The 22,802-nt window shown below is 55.6% G+C and carries 23 protein-coding genes; 10 read left to right on the forward strand and 13 right to left on the reverse strand.

What is annotated here, in order from left to right; genetic code table 11:
- Positions 1 to 15: 15 nt before the first annotated feature.
- Genes thrC through VGE55_RS09395 form a run of 3 tightly spaced genes read right to left on the reverse strand, consistent with a single transcriptional unit; the run spans position 16 to position 3,978 of the window.
- The gene (gene thrC / locus VGE55_RS09385; protein ID WP_331131427.1) at positions 16 to 1,431 is read right to left on the reverse strand and encodes a threonine synthase; all 1,416 of its coding nucleotides are present in this window, start codon (positions 1,429 to 1,431) and stop codon (positions 16 to 18) included.
- 1 nt (position 1,432) lies between these two features.
- Entirely contained in the window at positions 1,433 to 2,746 is a 1,314-nt protein-coding gene (locus VGE55_RS09390; RefSeq protein WP_331131428.1) for a homoserine dehydrogenase, read from the reverse strand.
- Between the two features lie 5 nt (positions 2,747 to 2,751).
- Positions 2,752 to 3,978 (reverse strand): pyridoxal phosphate-dependent aminotransferase, encoded by a 1,227-nt coding sequence (locus VGE55_RS09395; RefSeq protein ID WP_331131429.1) that lies wholly within the window; start codon positions 3,976 to 3,978, stop codon positions 2,752 to 2,754.
- Between the two features lie 133 nt (positions 3,979 to 4,111).
- Here VGE55_RS09395 and VGE55_RS09400 point away from each other — a divergent pair, with 133 nt between their 5' ends.
- The 4 genes from VGE55_RS09400 to VGE55_RS09415 all read left to right on the forward strand — a co-directional run bounded on the left by VGE55_RS09400 (position 4,112) and on the right by VGE55_RS09415 (position 7,207).
- Positions 4,112 to 4,489 (forward strand): Mth938-like domain-containing protein, encoded by a 378-nt coding sequence (locus tag VGE55_RS09400; RefSeq protein ID WP_331131430.1) that lies wholly within the window; start codon positions 4,112 to 4,114, stop codon positions 4,487 to 4,489.
- Between the two features lie 8 nt (positions 4,490 to 4,497).
- Positions 4,498 to 4,869, forward strand: coding sequence for an SMR family transporter (locus tag VGE55_RS09405; RefSeq protein WP_331131431.1), 372 nt, complete (start codon positions 4,498 to 4,500; stop codon positions 4,867 to 4,869).
- Between the two features lie 121 nt (positions 4,870 to 4,990).
- Complete coding sequence (locus VGE55_RS09410; protein WP_331131432.1) at positions 4,991 to 5,458, forward strand: peroxiredoxin; 468 nt, start codon at positions 4,991 to 4,993, stop codon at positions 5,456 to 5,458.
- Positions 5,459 to 5,524: 66 nt separating this feature from the next.
- Entirely contained in the window at positions 5,525 to 7,207 is a 1,683-nt protein-coding gene (locus VGE55_RS09415; RefSeq protein WP_331131433.1) for a PhoH family protein, read from the forward strand.
- A gap of 80 nt (positions 7,208 to 7,287) precedes the next feature.
- On the opposite strand, the gene VGE55_RS09420 is transcribed toward VGE55_RS09415, so the two are convergent.
- The 7 genes from VGE55_RS09420 to VGE55_RS09450 form a co-directional block, all read right to left on the reverse strand.
- Positions 7,288 to 8,697, reverse strand: a complete 1,410-nt coding sequence (locus tag VGE55_RS09420; RefSeq protein ID WP_331131434.1) for a replicative DNA helicase — start codon at positions 8,695 to 8,697, stop codon at positions 7,288 to 7,290.
- 146 nt (positions 8,698 to 8,843) lie between these two features.
- Entirely contained in the window at positions 8,844 to 9,296 is a 453-nt protein-coding gene (rplI, locus tag VGE55_RS09425) for a 50S ribosomal protein L9 (RefSeq protein ID WP_331131435.1), read from the reverse strand.
- 18 nt (positions 9,297 to 9,314) lie between these two features.
- Positions 9,315 to 9,584 carry a 30S ribosomal protein S18 gene (rpsR, locus tag VGE55_RS09430; RefSeq protein WP_256764962.1) on the reverse strand — a complete coding sequence of 90 codons (270 nt, stop codon included), beginning with the start codon at positions 9,582 to 9,584 and terminating at the stop codon, positions 9,315 to 9,317.
- Between the two features lie 27 nt (positions 9,585 to 9,611).
- A complete protein-coding gene (priB, locus tag VGE55_RS09435; RefSeq protein WP_331131436.1) occupies positions 9,612 to 9,941 on the reverse strand; it encodes a primosomal replication protein N in 330 nt (109 codons plus the stop codon).
- Between the two features lie 23 nt (positions 9,942 to 9,964).
- The gene (rpsF, locus tag VGE55_RS09440) at positions 9,965 to 10,375 is read right to left on the reverse strand and encodes a 30S ribosomal protein S6 (RefSeq protein WP_331131437.1); all 411 of its coding nucleotides are present in this window, start codon (positions 10,373 to 10,375) and stop codon (positions 9,965 to 9,967) included.
- Positions 10,376 to 10,531: 156 nt separating this feature from the next.
- A complete protein-coding gene (locus tag VGE55_RS09445; RefSeq protein ID WP_331131438.1) occupies positions 10,532 to 12,214 on the reverse strand; it encodes an AMP-binding protein in 1,683 nt (560 codons plus the stop codon).
- Positions 12,215 to 12,302: 88 nt separating this feature from the next.
- The gene (locus tag VGE55_RS09450; protein ID WP_331131439.1) at positions 12,303 to 13,028 is read right to left on the reverse strand and encodes an FFLEELY motif protein; all 726 of its coding nucleotides are present in this window, start codon (positions 13,026 to 13,028) and stop codon (positions 12,303 to 12,305) included.
- 132 nt (positions 13,029 to 13,160) lie between these two features.
- Between VGE55_RS09450 and VGE55_RS09455 the strand changes: the two genes are divergently transcribed.
- Together VGE55_RS09455 and VGE55_RS09460 are read left to right on the forward strand one after the other, a co-directional pair.
- Positions 13,161 to 14,612 (forward strand): coniferyl aldehyde dehydrogenase, encoded by a 1,452-nt coding sequence (locus tag VGE55_RS09455; protein WP_331131440.1) that lies wholly within the window; start codon positions 13,161 to 13,163, stop codon positions 14,610 to 14,612.
- 48 nt (positions 14,613 to 14,660) lie between these two features.
- Positions 14,661 to 15,659, forward strand: a complete 999-nt coding sequence (locus VGE55_RS09460; protein WP_331131441.1) for a hypothetical protein — start codon at positions 14,661 to 14,663, stop codon at positions 15,657 to 15,659.
- Here VGE55_RS09460 and VGE55_RS09465 read toward each other — a convergent pair.
- Positions 15,650 to 17,635, reverse strand: coding sequence for an SDR family oxidoreductase (locus tag VGE55_RS09465; RefSeq protein ID WP_331131442.1), 1,986 nt, complete (start codon positions 17,633 to 17,635; stop codon positions 15,650 to 15,652). The two genes, VGE55_RS09460 and VGE55_RS09465, sit on opposite strands and share 10 nt — an antisense overlap.
- A gap of 155 nt (positions 17,636 to 17,790) precedes the next feature.
- Between VGE55_RS09465 and VGE55_RS09470 the strand changes: the two genes are divergently transcribed.
- The 4 genes from VGE55_RS09470 to VGE55_RS09485 all read left to right on the forward strand — a co-directional run bounded on the left by VGE55_RS09470 (position 17,791) and on the right by VGE55_RS09485 (position 20,689).
- Positions 17,791 to 18,246 carry a phasin family protein gene (locus tag VGE55_RS09470; protein ID WP_331131443.1) on the forward strand — a complete coding sequence of 152 codons (456 nt, stop codon included), beginning with the start codon at positions 17,791 to 17,793 and terminating at the stop codon, positions 18,244 to 18,246.
- A 103-nt stretch (positions 18,247 to 18,349) separates the two neighbouring features.
- Complete coding sequence (locus VGE55_RS09475; RefSeq protein WP_331131444.1) at positions 18,350 to 19,603, forward strand: patatin-like phospholipase family protein; 1,254 nt, start codon at positions 18,350 to 18,352, stop codon at positions 19,601 to 19,603.
- Between the two features lie 142 nt (positions 19,604 to 19,745).
- Positions 19,746 to 20,414, forward strand: a complete 669-nt coding sequence (locus tag VGE55_RS09480) for a TetR/AcrR family transcriptional regulator (protein ID WP_256764972.1) — start codon at positions 19,746 to 19,748, stop codon at positions 20,412 to 20,414.
- Between the two features lie 20 nt (positions 20,415 to 20,434).
- Positions 20,435 to 20,689 carry an acyl-CoA-binding protein gene (locus VGE55_RS09485; RefSeq protein ID WP_331131445.1) on the forward strand — a complete coding sequence of 85 codons (255 nt, stop codon included), beginning with the start codon at positions 20,435 to 20,437 and terminating at the stop codon, positions 20,687 to 20,689.
- 64 nt (positions 20,690 to 20,753) lie between these two features.
- Here VGE55_RS09485 and VGE55_RS09490 read toward each other — a convergent pair whose 3' ends face one another.
- Both VGE55_RS09490 and VGE55_RS09495 read right to left on the reverse strand, forming a co-directional pair.
- Positions 20,754 to 21,104: a metalloregulator ArsR/SmtB family transcription factor gene (locus VGE55_RS09490; RefSeq protein WP_331131446.1), complete on the reverse strand. Its 351-nt coding sequence runs from the start codon at positions 21,102 to 21,104 to the stop codon at positions 20,754 to 20,756.
- A 72-nt stretch (positions 21,105 to 21,176) separates the two neighbouring features.
- Entirely contained in the window at positions 21,177 to 22,778 is a 1,602-nt protein-coding gene (locus tag VGE55_RS09495) for a peptide chain release factor 3 (protein WP_331131447.1), read from the reverse strand.
- Positions 22,779 to 22,802: the final 24 nt, after the last annotated feature.

Genomic DNA, 22,802 nt, shown 5'->3' on the forward strand with positions numbered 1-22,802 from the left:
ATTTACAACAATTGCTTACAACTGGGTGTGCGTCGCAATGAACTGCTTCACAGCATCCACGGAAATCGGCATGTTCACCACCCGCTGCGGCAACTGTTCGATGCCCTCAAACGCCTTGGGGACCGGCGGAACCTGCCCGGTGGCCTCTTCGATGGTTTCAGCAAACTTCACCGCCAGTGCGGTCTCCAAAACGACCATGGGCACACCCGCTTCTACAAATGGCTTGGCCACTTTGACTGCATCGGCGGTGTGCGTGTCAATCAATGTGCCAGTGCGCTGGTACACCTCGCGAATGGTATTCAGACGGTCGGCATGACTGGAGCTACCCGACACAAACCCGTACTTGGACTCCACTTCCTTGAACCGTGGGTCTGCCGACAGATCGAACTTCCCGTCTTTGGCCAACTGGTCCCACAAGGCTTTCAGAGCCTTGGGGTCACGGCCCACCAAGTCGTATACAAAGCGTTCAAAATTGGACGCCTTGGAAATGTCCATGGACGGGCTGGACGTGATGTAGGTTTCCTTCGACGTGCGGGGCCTGTACACACCCGTTTTGAAAAACTCGTCCAGCACGTTGTTTTCGTTGGTGGCCACCACCAGCTTGCGAATGGGCAAACCCATCATTCGGGCAATGTGCCCCGCCAACACGTTGCCGAAGTTGCCCGAAGGCACTGCGAACGACACTGGGTCGCCCACCTTGGCAGCCACGCGCAAATAGGCGTTGAAGTAGTACACCACCTGGGCAGAAATGCGGCCCCAGTTGATGGAGTTCACCGTGCCAATTTTTTGACGATTTTTGAAGCTCAGGTCTTCTGACACGGCTTTGACGATGTCTTGGCAATCGTCAAACAACCCCTCAACAGCGATGTTGAAAATGTTGGGGTCCTGCAGGCTGTACATTTGCGCACGCTGAAATGCACTCATTTTTCCTGCTGGGCTCAACATGAACACGCGCACGCCTTTTTTACCGCGCATGGCGTATTCAGCCGCGGAGCCTGTGTCGCCGCTGGTGGCACCCAAAATATTGAGTTCCTGGCCAACGCGTGCCAACTGGTATTCAAATAGATTGCCCAGCAACTGCATGGCCATGTCTTTAAAAGCCAGCGTGGGGCCGTTGGACAGCTCCAGCACCTTCATGCCGTCAAACAACTCGCGCACGGGCGTGATGGCCTTGCTGCCGTAAACTGCCTCGGTGTAGGTTTTACCAGTCAGGGCCTTCAAGTCGGCTTCAGGAATGTCGGTGGCGTAGTGCTTGAGCACTTCAAAAGCCAGCTCACCGTAGCTCAGGCCCTTCCAGCTTTCCAGCGTCGCAAGGCTAACCTGCGGATAGTGTTCGGGCACGGCCAAACCGCCATCCGGCGCCAGGCCTTCCAGCAAAATTTCAGAAAAAGATTGGGGTTGCATGCCCCCACGGCTGCTGAAGTATTTCATTTCAGCTCAAATCCTCTACACGAATGCGGGCCACCGACCCATGAACGGTGGGCAGGGCCTCAATGGCCGCAATGGCTTTGTTCACATCGCCCTCAATGCAGCGGTGGGTCAACAGCACAATTTCCGCGGTGTTGCTTTCATCATTGGCCTGACGCTGAATCATCGCTTCAATCGAGATGTGGCCCTTCGCCAAAATCTGCGTGAGTTCGGCCAGAACACCCGGCTTGTCATCCACTTTCAAGCGCATGTAAAACGCTGTTTCCACCTTGTCCATCGACAACACGTCGGATTGGGCAATGCGGTCTTTCTGGAAGGCCAGCACTGGTGTGCGGCTGTCCAACGGAGCGTCCTTCAGGCGAGCAATTTCGATCAAATCGGCCACCACCGCCGATGCGGTCGGCAAGCTGCCGGCACCCGGGCCGTAAAACAGCGTCGGGCCCACGGCATTGCTTTTCACCAGCACAGCGTTCATGACACCTTCCACGTTGGCGATAAGGCGTCGGGCGGGGATCAGCGTTGGATGCACGCGCAGTTCCACACCCGCGGCGGTGCGTTTGCTGATCCCCAAAAGCTTCACGCGGTAGCCCAGTTGCTCCGCAAATTCAATGTCTTCCTTGGTCAGCTTTGTAATGCCTTCCACATAGGCTTTGCTAAAACTCACAGGCACACCAAAGGCCAAGCTGGATAGCAAGGTGATTTTGTGGGCGGCATCGATGCCTTCAATGTCAAACGTGGGGTCGGCCTCGGCATAACCCAAGGCTTGGGCTTGCGCCAGCACGTCGGCAAAAGGCAGGCCCTTGTCCCGCATTTCAGACAAAATGAAATTGCAAGTGCCGTTGATGATGCCAGCCACGTATTCAATCTGGTTGGCGGCCAAACCTTCCTTGATGGCCTTGATCACGGGAATACCGCCCGCCACTGCGGCTTCGAAGGCCACCATCACGCGGGCTTTTTCGGCCGCTGCGAAAATTTCGTCGCCATGCACAGCCAGCAAAGCCTTGTTGGCCGTCACCACATGCTTGCCCGCTTCAATCGCAGCCAGCACCACCTTTTTGGCAATGGTGTAGCCGCCGATGAGTTCAACCACCACATCGATGTCGGGGCGGCTCACCAAGGCGAACGCATCGTTGGACACCTCCACACCCGGACCGGCCAGTTCACGGGCCTTGTCCACATTCAGGTCGGCAATGGCCTTGATTTCAATGGGAAAACCCACGCGGCGCGTGATTTCGTCCGCGTTCATGTTCAGCACATTGAAAGTGCCTGAGCCCACGGTGCCCAGGCCGACCAGGGCCACTCGGAGAGGTGTTGTCATAGTGTTCAACCAGCGTGTTTTTTACGGTAACTGTCCAGGAAACGTGCAATTCTACCCATTGCATCGGTCAGGTCATCGGTGTTGGGCAGGAAAACAACCCGGAAATGATCGGGCGTTGGCCAATTAAAGCCTGTGCCCTGCACCACCAACACCTTTTCGGCCTCCAGCAACTCCAGCACAAAGCGCTGGTCGTTCTGGATGGGGTACACCTTGGGGTCCAACCTTGGAAACAGGTACAAAGCTGCTTTGGGTTTTACGCAGCTCACGCCGGGGATCGAGGTGATGAGGTCGTAAGCCAGGTCACGCTGACGGGCCAAACGTCCACCAGGGCCAACCAGGTCGTTGACGCTTTGATAGCCACCCAGCGAGGTCTGAATGGCGTATTGGCCAGGCACGTTGGCACACAGGCGCATGGAGGCCATGATGTTCAAACCATCGATGTAATCGGTGGCGTGGCGCTTGTCGCCCGAAATGACCATCCAGCCCGCACGGTAACCACAAGCACGGTAATTTTTGGACAAACCATTCATGGTGATGAACAGCACATCATCGGCCAGCGAAGCAATCGAGGTGTGTTCCGCACCGTCGTACAGCATCTTGTCGTAAATCTCATCCGCAAAAACAATGAGTTGATGCTGACGGGCAATCTCGATCATCTCCTTCAACAGGCTTTCCGGATACAACGCACCGGTTGGGTTGTTGGGGTTGATGATGACCAAGGCCTTGGTCTTTTCCGTGATTTGTGCACGCAGGTGGTTCAGGTCAGGGTACCAGTCGGACTGCTCATCGCACAGGTAATGGCGTGGCGTTCCACCGGCCAGGCTGACTGCAGCCGTCCACAGGGGGTAATCGGGCGCGGGCAACAACACTTCGTCGCCATTGTTGAGCAAACCTTGCATGCTCATCACAATGAGTTCGGACACGCCATTGCCCACAATGATGTCGTCCAGCGTAACGCCCTTGATGTTCTTTTGCTGGCAGTAGTGCATGATGGCCTTGCGTGCCGCGAACAACCCCTTGCTGTCGCTGTAACCACTGGCTGCGCCGAGGTTCAAGATCACGTCTTGACGGACTTCATCCGGCGCTTCAAAACCGAACGGCGCAAGGTTACCGATGTTGAGCTTCAGGATGCGATGCCCCTCCTCTTCCAGCTGGCGCGCTCGCTGCATCACCGGACCGCGGATGTCGTAGCACACGTTCGCCAATTTGGCCGATTTGAGGATGGGTTTCATGTTGACCTGTTATTTCCGTGGTTGGGTGGTGAAAGGCTTTGCGGCCCACCTATTGCGGGAAGCAAAGTCTTATAATTTAACCGTTTAAGGCCCGCCGCGACAAGGCTGGGCCTGTTCCCGGAGCATCTTTCGAATGAAATTTCAACCCGAAGCCTTGGGCGCCGCGCTGGTGGTTCAAGCGTACGACGAACAGGGTGTGGTCATTAGCGGCGTGCAATACCAGCACAGCGTGGTGTTTGGTGTGGACAGGGCGCCATTGGCTTGGCCCAAAACAGGTGCAGAGCCCATCAACCTCGATGACGCCGAGTGGATATTGGGTCAATGCCCACCGGGCATGGAGGTGTTGCTCTTGGGCACCGGGCCAAAGCAGGTTTTCCCGCCAGTCGATGTCCGCCGTCACTTCCTGAACAAGCGCTGCCCCGTGGAATTCATGGACAGCCAAGCGGCCGCCCGCACCTACAACATTCTCGTCGGCGAGGGCCGACAGGTCGTGGCCGCCCTTCTTCTTTAAGGCCACTCATGACCCTGCATGCCTTTGGCTTGGTAATCACCGGTGTATTGCTCAACGCCGTTGCCCAGTTCCTGTTGAAAATGGCCACCAACAAAGTGGGCGTCATCGAGGTGAGCAGTGCCGTCAGCCTGTCAGCCCTGTCAGCCCTGTTTTTTCAATGGCCCATGGTTCTCGGGCTTCTTTGCTACGGTGTTTCACTGCTGGTGTGGTTAATGGCCCTGTCGCGCGTGGACGTGACCCTGGCTTACCCCATGCTGGCCATTGGCTACGTGGTCAACGCAGTGGCCGCTCAGTATTACTTGGGTGAAGTGGTCAGCCTTCAGCGGTGGTTGGCCATCGGCATTATTTTGGTGGGCGTGGCGCTGTTGGCCAGAAGCTGATTTCCCGGCAATTGTCGCCCCAGTTGCGATCGACACCGCAAAACCTGTGGTTATACTGAGTTGGTGTTTTAAACCAACCCGCTTGATCCATCAAGCGTGCACGACCACCAGGAGTTTTGACGTGTCGATCGAACTGAACAGCAAAGTACCCGACTTCACAGCCGCCAGCACGGGCGGTGAATTCAAGCTGTCTGCCCACAAGGGCAAATCGCTGGTTCTTTACTTTTACCCCAAAGACAACACACCGGGCTGCACCACCGAGGGTGAAAATTTCCGTGATCTGTATGCGCAGTTTCAGGCAGCAGGTTGCGATGTTGTGGGGGTATCGCGTGACTCCTTGAAAAGTCACGAAAACTTCAAGGCCAAAATGGAATTTCCGTTTGAGTTGATCTCCGACCCTGACGAAACACTGTGCAATTTGTTTGATGTCATGAAAATGAAAAACATGTACGGCAAACAAGTGCGTGGCGTTGAAAGAAGTACCTTTGTTATCAACAAGAAAGGCGCACTGGCACAGGAATGGCGCGGCGTGAAGGTGCCTGGCCACGCGCAAGCCGTGCTTGACTTTGTGAGCACAATGAAGGACTAATACCACATGGGCGCAGGCGTGACGACCCTGCGCAAAACTAGGCTTCCCTCTCTTCTGATCGTTGACATGCCTCTGCCCAAAGAACCCAGCAAACTCGCCACCACACTGACCGACATTCCACCGATACCCGCCACCAAGGCGAACAAACGCGACACGAAAAAATCTGCCCTGGTGCAGCCCCCTGCCAACACAGCCGTTGTGACTGCCAAGGCAAGCACACCCGCCTTGAAACTGGCCAGCAGCAACACCGTGGTAGCCCGCGACGAAAAGCCCGCATCGACCGGTAAATCCAGCAGCACCGCGCACAGCACCCAGTCCAAAACCCGCAAGGGCACCGAGGTGAATCGGTCCAAGCGACAAGTGTCGGGGGCAGGAAAGAAAATTTATGTCCTCGACACCAATGTGTTGATGCACGACCCCACATCCATGTTCCGCTTCGAGGAGCATGATGTGTTCTTGCCCTTGATCACGCTCGAGGAGCTGGACAACCACAAGAAAGGCATGTCCGAAGTGGCCCGCCACGCCCGCCAAGTGAGCCGCTCTCTGGATGCCTTGATGGAGAACGTGGACAGCATTGAACAGGGCGTGCCCTTGAGCAAGCTGGGCAACACGGATGCGTTGGGCCGGCTGTTGGTGCAAACCACCGAGCTGACCGCAGAATTGCCAAAAACACTGCCAGTGGGCAAAGCCGACAACCAGATTTTGGGTGTGGTGTTTGCGTTGGCTCGTCAGCACCCCGACAAAGAAGTCGCCTTGGTGTCCAAGGACATCAACATGCGCATCAAGGCCCGCGCTTTGGGCCTGTTGGCAGAGGACTACTTTAACGACCAGGTGCTGGAAGACCGCGACCTGCTGTACTCGGGCCACCTGGAACTGCCCGCAGACTTCTGGGAAAAAAACAGCAAGGGCATAGAAAGCTGGCAACAGGCTGGTTCGACTTACTATCGGATCAGCGGCCCTGCAGTGAAAGACATGATGGTGAACCAGTTTGTGTACTGCGACACCGGCATGCCCTTGATTGCGCAAGTCATTGAACTGGCCGGCCGCACTGCAGTGCTTAAAACACTGCGCGATTTCAGCCACAACAAAAACAGCGTGTGGGGCATCACGGCCCGCAACCGGGAACAGAACTTTGCGCTCAACCTGCTGATGAACCCCGAGTGCGACTTTGTGACGCTGCTGGGCCAGGCGGGTACCGGAAAAACCCTGCTGGCCTTGGCTGCCGGGCTGTCACAAGTGCTGGAGAGCAAACAATATTCTGAAATCATCGTGACGCGCGCCACGGTGCCGGTGGGCGAAGACATCGGCTTTTTGCCAGGCACCGAGGAAGAAAAGATGGCCCCGTGGATGGGCGCATTTGAGGACAATCTGGAAGTGCTGAACAAACCCGACCCCAGTGCGGGCGATTGGGGAAGGTCCGCCACAGCAGACCTCATTCGCACCAAAATCCGGATTAAGTCGATGAACTTCATGCGCGGGCGCACCTTCATCAACAAGTTTTTGATCATTGATGAAGCACAGAACCTGTCGCCCAAGCAAATGAAGACACTCATCACCCGCGCAGGCCCTGGAACGAAAGTGGTGTGCCTGGGCAACCTGGCGCAGATTGACACGCCCTACCTCACCGAAGGTTCATCGGGATTGACCTATGTGGTGGACCGCTTCAAAGGTTGGCCGCATGCCGGGCACATCACCCTTCAACGTGGGGAGCGTTCGCGGTTGGCCGACTTCGCGTCGGACAACCTGTAAGCGCCAAGCATGGAACGACAAAAAAGGCAGCCGAGACTGCCTTTTTTCATGATGCCATGCACCCGGTTGTGCGGACCCGGTTACTCGCTTTCGGGTTGTGGACCAGCGTAATTTTCAAACTTGGTGTACTGCCCCAGGAAGGTTACGCGAACCGCACCGATGGGGCCGTTACGCTGCTTGCCGATGATGATCTCAGCAGTGCCTTTGTCGGGTGAATCGGGGTTGTACACCTCATCTCGATAAATGAACAGAATCACGTCCGCATCCTGCTCAATCGCGCCAGATTCCCGCAAGTCACTCATCACAGGCCGTTTGTTGGGGCGCTGTTCCAAACCACGGTTCAACTGCGACAGTGCGATCACCGGGCAGCCCAACTCCTTGGCCAAGCCTTTCAAGGACCGGGAAATTTCCGAAATTTCCGTGGCGCGGTTTTCCCCGGGCGATGAAGACCCCATCAACTGCAAGTAGTCGATGATGATCAAACCCAACTGACCGCATTGCCGCGCCAAGCGGCGGCAGCGGGCCCGCACTTCCATGGGTGACAGGGCCGGTGTTTCGTCAATGAACAGTTGCGCATTTTGCATCTTTTCGACCGCGTAGGTCAGGCGGGGCCAGTCCTCATCGTTCAAGCGCCCGGTGCGCAAGCGGTGTTGGTCCAAACGGCCCACCGAGCCCAGCAAACGCATGGCCAACTGTGTGGCCGCCATTTCCATGGAGAACACAGCCACTGCATGGCCCTCTTCCACTGCCACGTGCTCGCCAATGTTCAAGCTGAATGCGGTTTTACCCATCGATGGGCGCCCCGCCACAATGATCAGGTCGCCAGGCTGAAGGCCCGATGTTTTGGCATCCAGGTCGGCAAACCCGGTTGAAATCCCGGTGATGTCATCCTGATTGTCCCGGTGATACAGCTCGTCAATGCGCTCAACGACCTTACCCAACACCGGTTGAAGCTCCTGAAAACCCCCAGCGCCCCTTGCCCCGTCTTCCGCAATCTTGAAAATCTTGCTTTCCGCTTCGTCCAGAATGGCCTTCGTGTCTTTGCCTTGCGGGTTAAGCGCTGAGGTACAAATTTCGTCGGCAATGGTGATCAAACGGCGCAGCACCGCGCGGTCTCGCACAATTTCAGCGTAGCGGCGAATGTTGGCAGCTGAGGGCGTGTTGGTCGCCAGTGTGTTGAGGTATGCCAGGCCACCCACATCGTCCGCCTTGCCGGAGGACTGCAAGGCCTCGTACACCGTGATCACGTCGGCCGGCCTGGAGTTGTCGATGAGCTTGGCGATGTGCTCAAAAATGAGGCGATGGTCGTAACGATAAAAATCATCCGCGCGGATAACATCGCCAATGCGGTCCCAGGCCTGGTTGTCCAACAACAGACCACCCACCACGGACTGTTCGGCCTCCAGCGAATGCGGCGGAACCCGCAAACTGCCCAACTCACTGGCCATGTTGGACGGATTGGGCGACGTGTCAGACAAATAAGCGTTCATGGACAACCGTTGGGAAGGGAAACAGAGACATCACAATAAGAAAAGGCCACCCGCAGGTGACCTTCTCAAAACTTGGGCTGACTTCAGTATAACCGAGACCAGCCTTTGTTTTTTTACCCTTGACCGTGTGGTTAAGGGCAGGAGCTTTATGCAGCTTCGCCAGCCACAACAACCTTCACGTCTACAACCACATCAGGGTGCAGTGCAACGGTCACTGTGTGCTCGCCAGCAATTTTCAGGGCGCCGTTGGGCATGCGGACCTGCGCCTTGCTGACTTGCAAACCGGTGGCTTGCAGTGCTGCGGCAATGTTGTGGTTGGTCACGGAGCCGAACAGACGACCGTCCACGGCAGCCTTTTCGCTCAGTTGAACCACATGGCTGGCCAGCTTTGTACCCAAGGCTTGGGCTTCAGCCAGCTTTTCAGCAGCGGCTTTTTCCAGTTCGGCGCGGCGTGCGGCGAATTCAGCGATGGCTGATTCGGTGGCGCGCTTGGCTTTGCCGTAGGGAATCAGGAAGTTGCGGGCGTAGCCGTCTTTCACGCGAACCACGTCACCCAGTTGACCCAGGTTGGGCATCTTTTCAAGAAGAATAACTTGCATGGTGTTCTCCCGTGCTGCTTAGTGGTTGTCGGTGTAAGGCAGCAGAGCCAGGAAGCGAGCGCGCTTGATGGCTGTGTCCAGCTGGCGCTGATAGTGCGCCTTGGTGCCTGTGATGCGAGCAGGCATGATCTTGCCGTTTTCGCTGATGAAATCCTTGAGGGTCTCGATGTCTTTGTAATCGATCTGCTCAACCTTGCCTACTGTGAAACGGCAAAACTTCTTGCGCTTGAACAAGGGGTTCTGCTGTGGACGACGTCCTTTGCGATCATTCTTACGACCAAAAGCCATAATGTTCTCCAACGGTTTAAGCCCTCTTCACGTGCGCACTGCGCAAACGTGGAAGCGAAGACTTTTTGATGTATGCGAACGAAGAGCCATGAAACCGACCCAAACCCGCTCAACACCCAGTGACAAACCCTCAACCTGGTTGGCTGCTGCACCCAACGCAACTGCGCGGACCGTGCAACGAACCTGTCTGGGTTTGGTGGCCTCCAGTTGGACACTGTCGTGTTCCAACTCGAAATCACACACCGGGAGCCCTGCAGGGGTGTAGCGCAGCACCGACTTCGCAATCAGCTTTGCACTCAGCGTGAACTCATTCACGCCCTGGGGTTCTCGACTTGCCTGCTCTTCCTCCAAATTCATTCAGTGTGGATGCGCGTCAACGATTACTCGTTGTCGTCTGCATCGTCGTCTGAATCGGCGCTGTCGTCACTGGCGGAAGCTGTGGCGGCGGCGGCTTTGCGTTCCTGTTCACGCTGAACTTCTTTCATCATTGGAGAAGGCGCTGTTTCGGCTTTCTTCATTTGAATGGTCAGGTGACGCAGAACAGCATCGTTGAATTTGAATGCGGTTTCGAGCTCTTCCAGAACAGCCTGGCTGCACTCAATGTTCAACAGAACATAGTGGGCTTTGGCCAGCTTCTGAATGGGATAGGCCAATTGGCGGCGGCCCCAGTCTTCATGGCGGTGTACTTTGCCGCCGTTGGATTCGATGATTCCTCGGTACTTCTCAACCATGGCGGGAACTTGTTCGCTCTGGTCGGGATGCACGATGAAAGCAATTTCATAGTGACGCATGGATAGCTCCTGTGGATTTTCCAAAATTGGAAAAGCTTTCACACCCCCGTGGCATGAAAGCAGGTAACCCAAGATTATAGGTCAGTTTTCAGAAGGCAACAAGCCCAAAGGCCGAATTCGACCGTTGGGCTTGTTCAATGAAGGTTTGCGTCGCGATTACTGCGCGAGGCGTTTCTTTTCCATGTCCCGCAGCTCACGGCGCAACACCTTGCCGACCGGGCTCTTGGGCAACTCCTTCATAAACTCCACATGGCGGGGAATTTTGTAGGCGGTCATGTGCTTGCGGCAATGTTCAATCATGGCCTCGGAAGTCAACTCATCGTCTTTTTTGACCACAAACAGCTTCACCGCCTCGCCAGTTTTGGAATCCGGCACGCCAACAGCGGCCGCTTCAAACACACCAGGGTGCAACGTGGCCACGGCTTCAATTTCCTTGGGGTACACATTAAAGCCCGAGACGAGGATCATGTCCTTCTTGCGGTCTGTGATGTAGAAGTAGCCGTTTTGATCCATGTAGGCAATGTCGCCGGTCTTCAACCAGCCATCTTGCGTCAGGATTTCGGCGGTTTCACGGGGCTTGTTCCAGTAGCCACGCATCACTTGTGGACCTTTCACGCACAGCTCCCCTTCCTTGCCCACGGGCAGCTCATTGAAGTCATCGTCCCGAATGGACACCTGCGTGGACGGCACCGGCAAGCCAATAGAGCCGTTGTATTCCTCGTGCAATGGGTTAATGCACACGGCTGGCGAGGCCTCGGTCAAACCATAGGCCTCAGAAAGCCGCGTGCCGGTGGTTTTCTTCCAGCGCTCGGCCACGGAAGGCTCTATGGCAGCACCGCCACCCAGCACCAGCTTGACATGGGAAAAGTCAACCTGTGCAAAGCCCGGCGCATTCAACAAGCCGTTGAACAATGTGTTAACGCCCGTTAGCGCTGTAAACGGCACCGACGCCAGTGTTTTGACAAAAGCCTGCATGTTGCGGGGGTCGGTGATCAACAGGCAATGCCCGCCCACTTTCATGAAAACCAGGATGTTGGCCGTCAAACAGAAGATGTGGTACATCGGCAGGGCCGTGATCGCGATCTCCTTGCCCTCTTCAATGTCCTGATTCAACCAGCTGGACGCCTGCTGAAGGTTGGACACAATGTTGCCGTGGGTCAGCATGGCCCCTTTGGACACGCCGGTGGTTCCGCCGGTGTACTGCAGGAAGGCCAGGTCGTCATGGGTCAGACCAACGGCTCGCAGCTCTTTGCCCCGGCCGCTGGCCAACGCCTTGCGGAAGTTGATCGAACCGGACAATGTAAATTTCGGCACCAATTTTTTGATGTACCGCACAACGACATTCAGCAAGGTGCGCTTGAAGAAACCGTGCATTTCACCAATGGAGGTCACCACCAGGTGCTCCACCGGTGTGTTTTTGATCACTTTCTCCAGCGTGTGCGCCACATTTTCGAAAATGACGATCACTTTGGCGCCAGAATCGCGCAGCTGATGTTCCAGTTCAGTGGGGGTGTACAGCGGGTTCACATTCACCACCACAAAGCCAGCCCGCAGGGCACCCAGCATGGCCACCGGGTACTGAAGCATGTTGGGCATCATGAGGGCAACGCGGTCACCCTTTCGCATGCCCGGCAACGATTGCAGGTAGGCCCCAAAATCGCGGGTGAGTTCGTCCATGCGGGCATAAGTCAATGCCGTGCCCAGGTTGCTGAATGCTGTATTTCCGCCGAACTTTCGGCAAGATTCTTCAAAAATGTCGCGAATTGAACCGTACTGGTTCAAATCAACGTCCTCGGGCACGCCGGGTGGATAACTCTGGATCCATGCCTTGTCTGTCACAGGTGTCTCCTGACTGGAACCGGCTTTTTGATCAAGCAGCCGCCGGTTTTGTGAATAAGCAAATGATGATGAATTCTAATCCACCGGCCTAGCCTGCGGTGTGCTGCGGTTGAAATCCCTGAAATTCGCCATTGAATATTGCGTCCATCAGGGCCAACTCGCGGTCCACAATGGTTTGGAAGAAGTCCTCCGGGCGCTTCAAACTGGCAAACGCGGACAAACCTGCCCGTAGAAAATCGTGGAAATCTTCTAATCCCGCCTTGCGCGCCGCACCACGCGTCATCCGCAGTACCGATGCCAACAAGGGCACCCGCGTGAGCTTGATCAGTGACCTGCCCACATCGGGAATCAACAAAACCTGTTGTCGTCGAACAGCCTGTTCACCCGTCTCCCGAAACAAGGCAACGTAGACCTGCTCTTCAAGTGAAATGCCACTATTTATTTTTAACTTATTCATATTGATGGACATTTTTAAGTCCATGTCTTCAGCCAAATAATCCATGTAAATCACCTTGGTCAGCACTTGGATGGCAGCCTGTGGCAGGTATTTCTCGGCTTTGGGCAGCACCCGCTCGACTTGTTGGTCGCGCTCTCGAAGGTCTCTGGGTGTGTACAGATAATCCAAAAAGAAGCGGCAGGCAGCCTGCGTGTCTTTTTTCTCAAGTAAATCCTGATAAGTGATCTTCAAGCGATTGTTTTGAAATAGCTTTATTTTCATCAAACAATCTGACAGATCAGGATTTTCCAAGGTTGAGCTTCGCATTTGGCGAATGGCCTGTTGCAACGCCAGTGGGCTGGCAGGTGTTGAATTCATGAATTTGGATGATTGAAAAGTGAGGCTTTTGGCGGCTCACTGTGCTGCAGCGCAGCACTCAAAGCCCGTGGTCAAACGCCCCAAAGTATGTTTACATTCGTTAATGGCAAACCCGGAGACAGAGACACCACCATGAATGCCCCTTCCACACACATCGGTCAAGAACTCTCAGCAGCAGAACTGAAAGCGACCTTGGAATCACTGCGTCAAGCCTACCGCATCAACCCCTACCCGAGCTGGAATCAACGTCGAGAGTGGCTACAAAAACTCAGCGACATGATTTATGAAAACAAAATGGCCTTTGCAGAGGCCATTTCGGCAGATTTTGGCTACCGCTCGGCCACGGACACATTGCTGGCTGAAGTGTTCCCCAGCCTGGAAGGCATTCGCCACGCGATCAAGCACGGAAAATCGTGGATGAAAGTGCGCAAACAGGGCGCCAGCATCTGGTTCAAGCCCGGTTCCACTGCCCTGATGCCCCAGCCTTTGGGTGTGATCGGCGTGATTGTGCCGTGGAACTACCCGCTGTTTCTGTCGGCAGGCCCACTGGTGGCAGCGCTGGCCGCTGGTAACCGCACATTCATCAAAATGAGCGAATACACACCCCGGTTTTCAGCCTTGCTGGACCAAAAGCTGACACAGTATTTGGGTCGGGACGTGGTGCAGGTGGTTAATGGTGGACCGGAAGTGGCCGCCGAATTCTCCCGCCTGCCCTTTGACCATATTTTGTTCACCGGGTCCACACCCGTGGGCAAGATGGTCATGAAAGCTGCTGCAGAAAACCTGGTGCCTGTCACCCTGGAACTGGGTGGCAAAAGCCCGGCCATCGTAACCGCCGAAACAGCGGCCAACGATGCACGCCTGAAGAATGCAGTGGGCCGGGTTATTTCGGGCAAGTCCATCAATGCAGGCCAAACCTGCATCGCGCCGGACTACCTGATGGTGCCGGAAGGCTGCGAGGACCGAGTGCTGGCCCACGCCAAAGACATCGTGAGCAAGCGCTTTCCCGACGGCATTCTCTCCAAGGACTTTACCGGGATTGTGTCGGACCGCCATGCCACCCGCCTGCAACGTTTACTGGACGAAGCCGCTGAAACAGGCGCACGGGTGGTGAACCTGATGAAAACCGGTGACAACCCAGGCCGCAAAGTACCGCTGACCTTTGTGTTGAATGCAAAAGACGACACCGGCTTGATGCAGGAAGAAATTTTTGGCCCGGTTTTGCCGATTGTGACCTACAAACGACTGGACGACGCATTGGCTTATGTGAATGCACGCCCACGACCACTGGCCCTGTATCTGTTCGACGACAACAGCAAAACCCAAGAACTGGTAATGCAGCAAACCATCGCGGGTGGTGTTTGCATCAATGAAACACTGTTCCACATCGCCCAGGAAAACCTGCCATTTGGCGGCGTGGGCGACTCTGGCATGGGCCACTACCATGGCAAGTTTGGTTTTGACACCATGACCAAACTGAAACCCATCTTTAAACAAGCCCGCTTCAACAGTGCTGAAATGCTGGCACCGCCCTACGGCAAAACCATTCAGACATTGCTCGGCATTCTGACCCGCAAGGTGTGAAGTCAAAACCCGGCCTCGGCCGGGTTGGAATGAACACAAGGAAAGACCGTGATTAGAACCCTCAACCGACTCTACTGGGTCGGTTATTTTTTGTTCGCTTACACCCTGTACTTTGTCATGCGGGTTTGGGTGCACCTGTCCATCGACAACGCATTGACCCTGTCCATCAGCTTGACCATGGGCCTATTGTTTCTGGCGCATGTGGGCTTCAACATTTCGGGCTTTGCCTTGTCATTCAGTGTCCGGCAATTGCCCCAAGTGCGAGACAAAGGCATGCCCTTTCACAGCACCGAGGGTGAGGGGTTCCACAGCCTGAGCGTGCTTCGATGGGTGAAGGCGGTTGCAGCCGAAAGCTTGGCGAGCTTCAAGCTCATCATGCTGCAGCAACCCTGGTTCAAGATTGACGAAGGCATTCGACTGGCACCAAAAGCCTGGAAAAAGAAAAAACCGCTGCCTGTGCTGCTGATTCATGGCTACCTGTGCAACGCAGGCGTGTGGTCACACACCCGGAACATGCTGGAAAAAGCCAACGTTACCACCCATGCCATCACTCTGGAGCCAGCCATCGGTTCCATTCGACGTTACTCCACGCAAATTCATGAGGCGATTGAAGACTTGCTGAAGGCCACCGGCGCACCGAAGGTGAAAATACTGGCGCACAGCATGGGCGGCGTGGCCGCACGCTACCATGCAACAGAATTTGGCCACCACCGAATTGCGGGCATGATGACCCTGGGTAGCCCGCATTTCGGCACCGCCCTGTCCTCCTTGGGTGTGGGTAAAAATGTTCGGCAAATGGCCTGGGGCAGTTATTTTCTCAAAACACTGCGTGAGCACCCCACGGACCGGGAGTTTCAGGAAAAAACAATCTCGCTGTGGACCCCCCAGGACAACATTGTCTGCCCGCCCTCCTCCAGCAAACTGGAATTTGGGCGGAACATTGCGGTCCCCGGTTGTGGCCATGTGAGCCTGGTCACAGATTCCACCACCGAAGACCTCATCCTCAACTGGCTGGCCGAAGACGCCCAGGAGTACTGTCAGAAGTGAATACCCTGCAGCAGGGTGGTGAAAGCCACCTGGTCTGCTGTGGGCCCACCGCTCTTCTTGCCCTTGGCAGCCGACTCCGAGTCAGGGAACATCCTGAATGAGGTGTTCATCAGGATTTGCGCTGGGCGCGGCACCAGGGCATGCATCACTTGCCCAAGAACACCCAGCCGGGTCGCAATGCGCACGGGTCTGTGAATAACCGCCTTGGCCACCATGTCGGCCGCTTGCTCCGGTGTCAACGTGGGCACATTGTTGTACAGCTTGGTCGGTGCAATCATGGGTGTGCGCACCAGCGGCATGTTGATGGTGGTGAAATGAATGTTCAGGTCGGCAAACTCGGACGCGGCACAGCGGGTCCAGGCATCCAGCGCGCCCTTGGAGGCCACATAGGCTGAAAAGCGGGGCGCGTTGGTCAGCACACCAATCGATGAAATATTCACCACATGGCCTTTGCGTCGCTCCATCATTTTGGGCAGCAAACCGTAAGTCACCCGCAAGGCGCCAAAGTAATTCAGCTGCATGGTGCGCTCAAGGTCATGGAAGCGGTCAAAACTGTTTTCAATGCCCCGGCGAATGGAGCGGCCTGCGTTGTTCACCAGCACGTCCACGTGGCCAAAGTCTTTCAACAGCAGGGCGACAAAGCGGTCGCAGTCGTCCATGTCCGCAATGTCCACCGCATAGGTGTGGACCTTGTTGCCCTCCCCTTCGATCAGCGCCTTGGCCTCGGCGAGCTTGTCGGCGTCACGACCGCATATGATGGTGATGGCGCCCGCTGCAGCAAATTTTTGCGCCGTGGCCAAACCAATGCCCGATGAACCACCCGTGATCAATACCACTTTGTCCTTCACGGTTCCGCTCAAGCTGCGGTCCACAAACAAATCGGGATCCAGGTTGCGCTCCCAGTAATCCCAAATCACCCAGGCGTAGTCCTCCAGCTTCGGGCATTCAATGCCGCTGCCTTCCAGCGCAGCCAGGGTATCGCGGCAATCGTAGCGGGTTGGCCAGTTGATGTAGCCAAAAACCTCCTCGGGCAAAGCCAGGTCTTTCAGCACTGCATTGCGAATGCGACGCACCGGCGTCAGGCTCATCAAGCCCTTCTTCACCGCGCCCGGGATAAAACCAAACATGGCCGCATTGACCCGCAATTCCATTTTCGGTGCATGGGCTGCCTTGGCAAAAATATTCATGACATCGCCGATGCGCTTGGCATTGGGGTCCACCAAATGGAATGCCTTGCCGTCCAAACCCGGTTTGTGTGCAATGTGATCCATCGCATTCACCACAAAATCCACAGGCACCAGGTTGATGCGCCCCCCTTCCAGCCCAATGGTGGGCACCCAGGCCGGCAACAACTTGCGCATTTTCTGGATCAATTTGAAGAAGTAGTATGGGCCATCAATTTTGTCCATCTCGCCGGTTTTGGAATCGCCCACCACAAAGGATGGGCGATACACACGCCAGGCCCCTTTGCAGTGCTTGCGAACCAAGGCCTCCGCATCGTGCTTGGTGCGGAAATACGGGTGATCAAGGTTCTCGGCCTCTTCAAACATGTCCTCTCGGAAAATACCCTCGTACAGGCCTGCTGCGGCAATCGAGGAGACATGCTGGAAACAACCGACGCCCAGCGCATTGGCCAGGTCAATCGCATTTTTGGTGCCTTGGATGTTGGTCTGGATTTGGCTTTCGGCATCGGCAGCCAAATCGTAAATGGCTGCCAGGTGAAAGAAATGCTCCACTTGTTTGGTCAATGCCTTGACATCTGCTGCCTTCAACCCAAGCTTGGGCTGATTCAAATCACCCACCACCGGAACACACTGGCCTTTTTTGGCACCCCAGTATTTTTGCAGTTCGGGCACCTTGTCGAGACTACCTTCCCGAATCAAGAAATAGATGGTGCCTTTCCGCTTGTTGTGAACAAGGCGTTTGACCAAGCGTTTCCCGATGAAACCGGTTGCGCCGGTTACGAAATAGTTCATGGTGGAATCCCTCGCTGTTCTGGTGGTTTGTGGGTGAAAACTCTCGTGGGGTTTAGTATGCCTTCTCTAGTCCCGCATGAATAAACTATTAGAATAGACAAAAATGAAAGGGTTCGCTGAGAAAGCGGCGAACACACCACCAGGAGAGACAAACAATGACCGGCAAGAAAAAATCCATTGAAAACCCGATCAAAGGTGCCGTGGACAGCGCACAACAATTGCTGAACGCGGGCCTGGGTGCCATCACCAAGGCACAGGAAGAAAGCAATCGGGTGTTGGAAAACCTGGTCAAGGAAGGGCAGGAAATTCAGGAGCGCACAGTGAAATTTGCCAATCAAAAAGTGGTTGAAGTCACCGGTGAAGTCACCGGCAAGGTCAGCAAGCTCGCCGGCTCCGTGTCCAGCAAAGCCACTCAACACTGGGACAAGCTGGAGCAAGTCTTCGAAGAACGCGTTGCTCGCGCGCTGGGCCGCTTGGGTGTACCCACCAACAAAGATGTTCAGCAGTTGTCTGACCGCATTGAGCAACTGTCTGCCGCCATTGCACAACTGACTGGCCAAAAGCCTGAGGCTGCCGCCAAAAAACCCGCCAAGGGCAAAAAGGGCGAATAAGCGCCCGGCACACGTGTCGAACACCCCCGGTTTCGAACAAAACCGGCCCACGAAGGGCCGGTTTTTTTGAACCTGCAACACCTCTTCCACCGGTGCCCTCTCCATGACGAACGAACCCAAACAACCGAAGATCGGACTGGCGCTGGCCGGTGGCGGACCACTGGGTGCCATTTATGAAGTGGGCGCTTTGGTGGCATTGTCGGAAGCCATTGAAGGCCTGGACCTGAACGACATGCGGGTGTACGTCGGCGTATCGGCTGGCGGTATTGTGGCCACCGGTTTGGCCCACAACCTGACACCCATCCAGATCTACAAGTTGTTCATCGAAGGCGAGCCAGCGGACTTTGCATTCGACCCATCGATTTTGCTCAAGCCTGCCTTCAAGGAATACTGGACCCGCTTGCGGAAAATCCCCAGTCTTCTGGCCACCGCCGTGTCCGATTATTTTCTGCGAGACGATGCCACATGGGTCAGCTGCATTGAACGTTTGGGTGCAGCCATCCCCACAGGCCTGTTCAACGGCGACGAACTGCACGAGTGGATGGCTGACTTGATTGCCAAAGGTGGCGGCACCAACGACTTCCGCAGCCTGAAAAACAGGCTCATTTTGGTGGCCACCGACCTGGATTCCGGTGAGTCCATTCCCTTTGGCATGCCCGGGCACGACGATGTGCCCATTTCAAAAGCGGTTCAGGCGTCGGCTTCACTGCCTGGGCTGTTTCCGCCTGTGCGAATTGGCAACCGGCACTATGTGGACGGTGCCTTGAAGAAAACTTTGCATGCATCGACCGCGCTCAAAGAAGGCGTTGAGCTGCTGATTTGCCTCAACCCGCTGGTGCCCTATGATGACCGCATGAACCCGCGCAACCATCGCCGCAGGGCCAAGGGCAAGGCTTTCCAGCCTGGTTCACGGCTGTATGAAGGGGGTCTGCCGCTGGTCCTGTCGCAAACGTTCCGCTCCATCATCCATTCCCGAATGGACATCGGCATGGAGCGGTATGCACACCTGTACCCCAACGCCGACATTGTGCTCTTTGAACCGCAGCATGGGGATGGCGAGTTTTTCTTCACCAACCCGTTCAGTTATGCCAGTCGCCGGCGTCTGTGCGAGCATGCCTACCAGCGCACACGCGAAGAGCTCTGGAACCGCCGCCATGACCTGTCAGAAAAACTGGCTCGCCACGGGCTTGAACTGAACCTGGAGGTGTTAAAAGACCCCACCATGCGGTTGGCCAACAAACCCGCCAAACGCCCTGCCCGCGCTGGTTCCGTGGTTGCCAAGTTCGATCAGCTCGAAGATTCGCTCAACGAGCTCGACCGTTACCTTCGAATTGCAAAAACACGTCAAGTTGCATGACACAATCGCAGGGTTTTTGCGGATTCCCTTTTGTCGGCGCTGCGAAAACCACGTATGCTTACAGCTTGAATAAAACCAATAAAAACTGCCCACCCGGCTTAAACACGTGTGGTCGCCGGGCTCGACAGGAGACGACCTGAGAATGGAACGCAAGCCTCCAAGAAGAACAAGAGAACGAATTCTCGATTTGTCGCTGCGGCTGTTCAATGAATTCGGCGAACCGAACATCACCACCACGGTGATTGCCGATGAAATGAACATTAGCCCGGGCAACCTCTATTACCATTTCCGAAACAAAGACGACATTGTCAACAGCATTTTCGCGGGCTTCGAGAAGGAAATCGATGGCTTGCTCGATGTGCCTGGCAACCGGCAAGCCAACATCGAGGATGCATGGCTGTACTTGCAAGTCTCCTTTGAGCTCATCTGGCGCTACCGGTTTTTGTACCGGGACCTGAACGACTTGCTGTCGCGCAACCGCACCCTTGAAATTCACTTCAAGCGCATCCTGAAACACAAGGTGGATGTGGCCCGCCGCCTGTGCGAAGGCTTGGTTGAAAGTGGCGACATGATGGCCAGCCAGACACAAATCAACGCACTGGCCACCAACATGGTGGTGGTCGCCACCTACTGGCTGAGCTACGAATATGTGCGCGACCCACGCCACTTCAACGACGAAGCAACCATGAGTGCCGCATTGGCCAATGGCGTTTACCAGGTGATGTGCCTGCTGGCCCCTTACCTGCAAGGCAATGCCAAGGAATTGTTTGAAAGCCTTGCCCAGTCATTCTTGACTGAAGACAACACATAACAACATGGAGAGAGACCCCAATGAGCGATTTGAAAGCCCGTTTTGAAAAAGCTGTTGCCGAATCAAAGTCCCTGCCCTCGCGGCCCGACAACCAGACCCTGTTGAAGATTTATGCCTTGTTCAAGCAGGCATCTGAAGGCGACAACACCGGAAAACGCCCAGGCTTTACAGACATTGTCGGCCGTGCGAAATACGATGCATGGAAGGGGCTGGAGGGTACGAGCAAAGACCAGGCGATGCAGAACTACATCGATTTGATTGAATCACTGAAATAAGTCACTGAAATAAGTCACTGACTTGATCAAACAGAGCGGGCTCACACAGTGAGCCCGTTTGCACTTACGCACCACCCTGTCGAAACACTGCAGCAGCATGCGCTGTCTCAACAGGTGCGCTGTCCATTTTGGCCGCGACATGCACGCACACCGTGCGGCAAAGCTCGACCACCGTAGGTTCTTTGACGTGATACATCACCAGCGTGCCCTCTTTGCGGCGGGACAACACGCCAGCCCGGTACATCAGGTTCAAATGACGGGACACATTGGACTGCGTGGACTCCACACCCTCCACAATGTCGTTGACGGACTTTTCACCGTCGCACAACACTCGGATGATTTTTAACCGGGTTGGCTCGGACAACACCGAGAAATAACCAGACACTTGCTCCAGCAGGGAATCCAATTCGCTCATAAATCTGTTCCAAAGGGTGCCGTTCAAGGCAGCGCATGTTGCATCAACAGTGCCTTCATTAAATCGGAAGCTTCAATGCTTGGCAAGCAAGAGGCCTGCATGCTCCCGCATTGGGTGAAATTCAATGCTTTCCCAGCGCTTTTGCATCACATCCAGGTCAAACCGAGAGGTGGCCAAAAAAGCCACTGTGTCGGCCGCGTCCGTCACCATTCGACCCACATTGGCGTCCATGAAACGCCGCAAATCGGTCGGATTCTTGCTGGTGACCCAACGGGCGCAGCTGTAACGGCTGGGGGCCAGACGCACATCCACACCGTATTCCGCCTTCAAACGGGCCTGCACCACTTCGAACTGAAGCTGGCCCACAGCACCCAGCAACATGTCAGAACCCACCATGGGTTTAAACACCTGGATGGCGCCCTCCTCGCCCAACTCGGTCAAACCTTTCTGCAGTTGCTTGCTGCGCATCGGGTCTTTCAATTCCACAGCGGCAAACAGCTCGGGCGCAAAAAACGGCAAACCCGTGAACTGCAAGGACTCGCCCTCACTCAATGAGTCGCCCAATTGCAAACCACCATGCGTGGTCAGGCCGATGATGTCGCCGGCAAAGGCTTCATCAACCCGATCGCGCCGTTGGGACAAAAACGTCACCACACTGGTGGGTCGAAAGTCTTTGCCCGTGCGCAGCACCTTGAAGCGCATGCCCTGCTCAAACTTGCCAGACAGCACACGCACAAAGGCAATGCGGTCGCGGTGTGATGGGTCCATGTTGGCCTGAATCTTGAACACCACGCCCGTGAACTTGTTCTCATCGGGCTGAACCTCGCGCTCCAGGGCCTTGCGCGGACCAGGGCTGGGGGCCACGTCCACCAGCGCGTCCAGCACCTCTTGCACGCCGAAGTTGTTCACGGCGGAACCGAAGAACATCGGGGTTTGCTGACCAGCCAGGAAAGCATCGTGATCAAACGCTGGGGCCGCGGTGGTCACGAGGTCGATTTCCTGCTCGGCCACCTGAAACTCTGCACCAAAACGCTCGCGCAACAGCGGGCGGTTGTCGCCAGCAATCACCTCATCATCTTCCCGGCGGCGGTCTTCGCCCGGCGTAAACACGCGCATGTGGTTTTTTCGGATGTCAAAAATGCCATGGAACAACTTGCCCTGCCCCACGGGCCAGGCAAAAGGCACACAAGGAATGCCCAGCGTGCTTTCAATTTCATCCATCAGCACCAGGGGCTCGCGCACCTCACGGTCCAGCTTGTTCACAAAGGTAATGATGGGCGTGTTGCGGGCGCGGCACACTTCAATCAGGCGCAAGGTTTGGGGTTCCACACCATTGGCCGCATCAATCACCATCAATGCGGCGTCCACGGCCGTCAACACACGGTAAGTGTCTTCGGAAAAGTCTTGGTGGCCTGGGGTGTCGAGCAGGTTAATGACGCAATCACGGTACTCCATCTGCATCACCGAGGAAGCCACCGAAATGCCCCGTTGCTTTTCGATTTCCATCCAGTCAGACGTGGCATGGCGCGAGGCCTTTCGGGCCTTCACACTGCCGGCAATTTGAATGGCACCCGCAAACAGCAACAGCTTTTCCGTGAGCGTTGTTTTACCGGCATCGGGGTGGGAGATGATTGCAAACGTTCTGCGGCGTTTGACTTCGGATGGAATGGACACAGCTTGCCCCGCAACAAAACCTGC

It is taken from the genome of Limnobacter sp. (genome assembly GCF_036405155.1).
GTDB lineage: Bacteria > Pseudomonadota > Gammaproteobacteria > Burkholderiales > Burkholderiaceae_B > Limnobacter.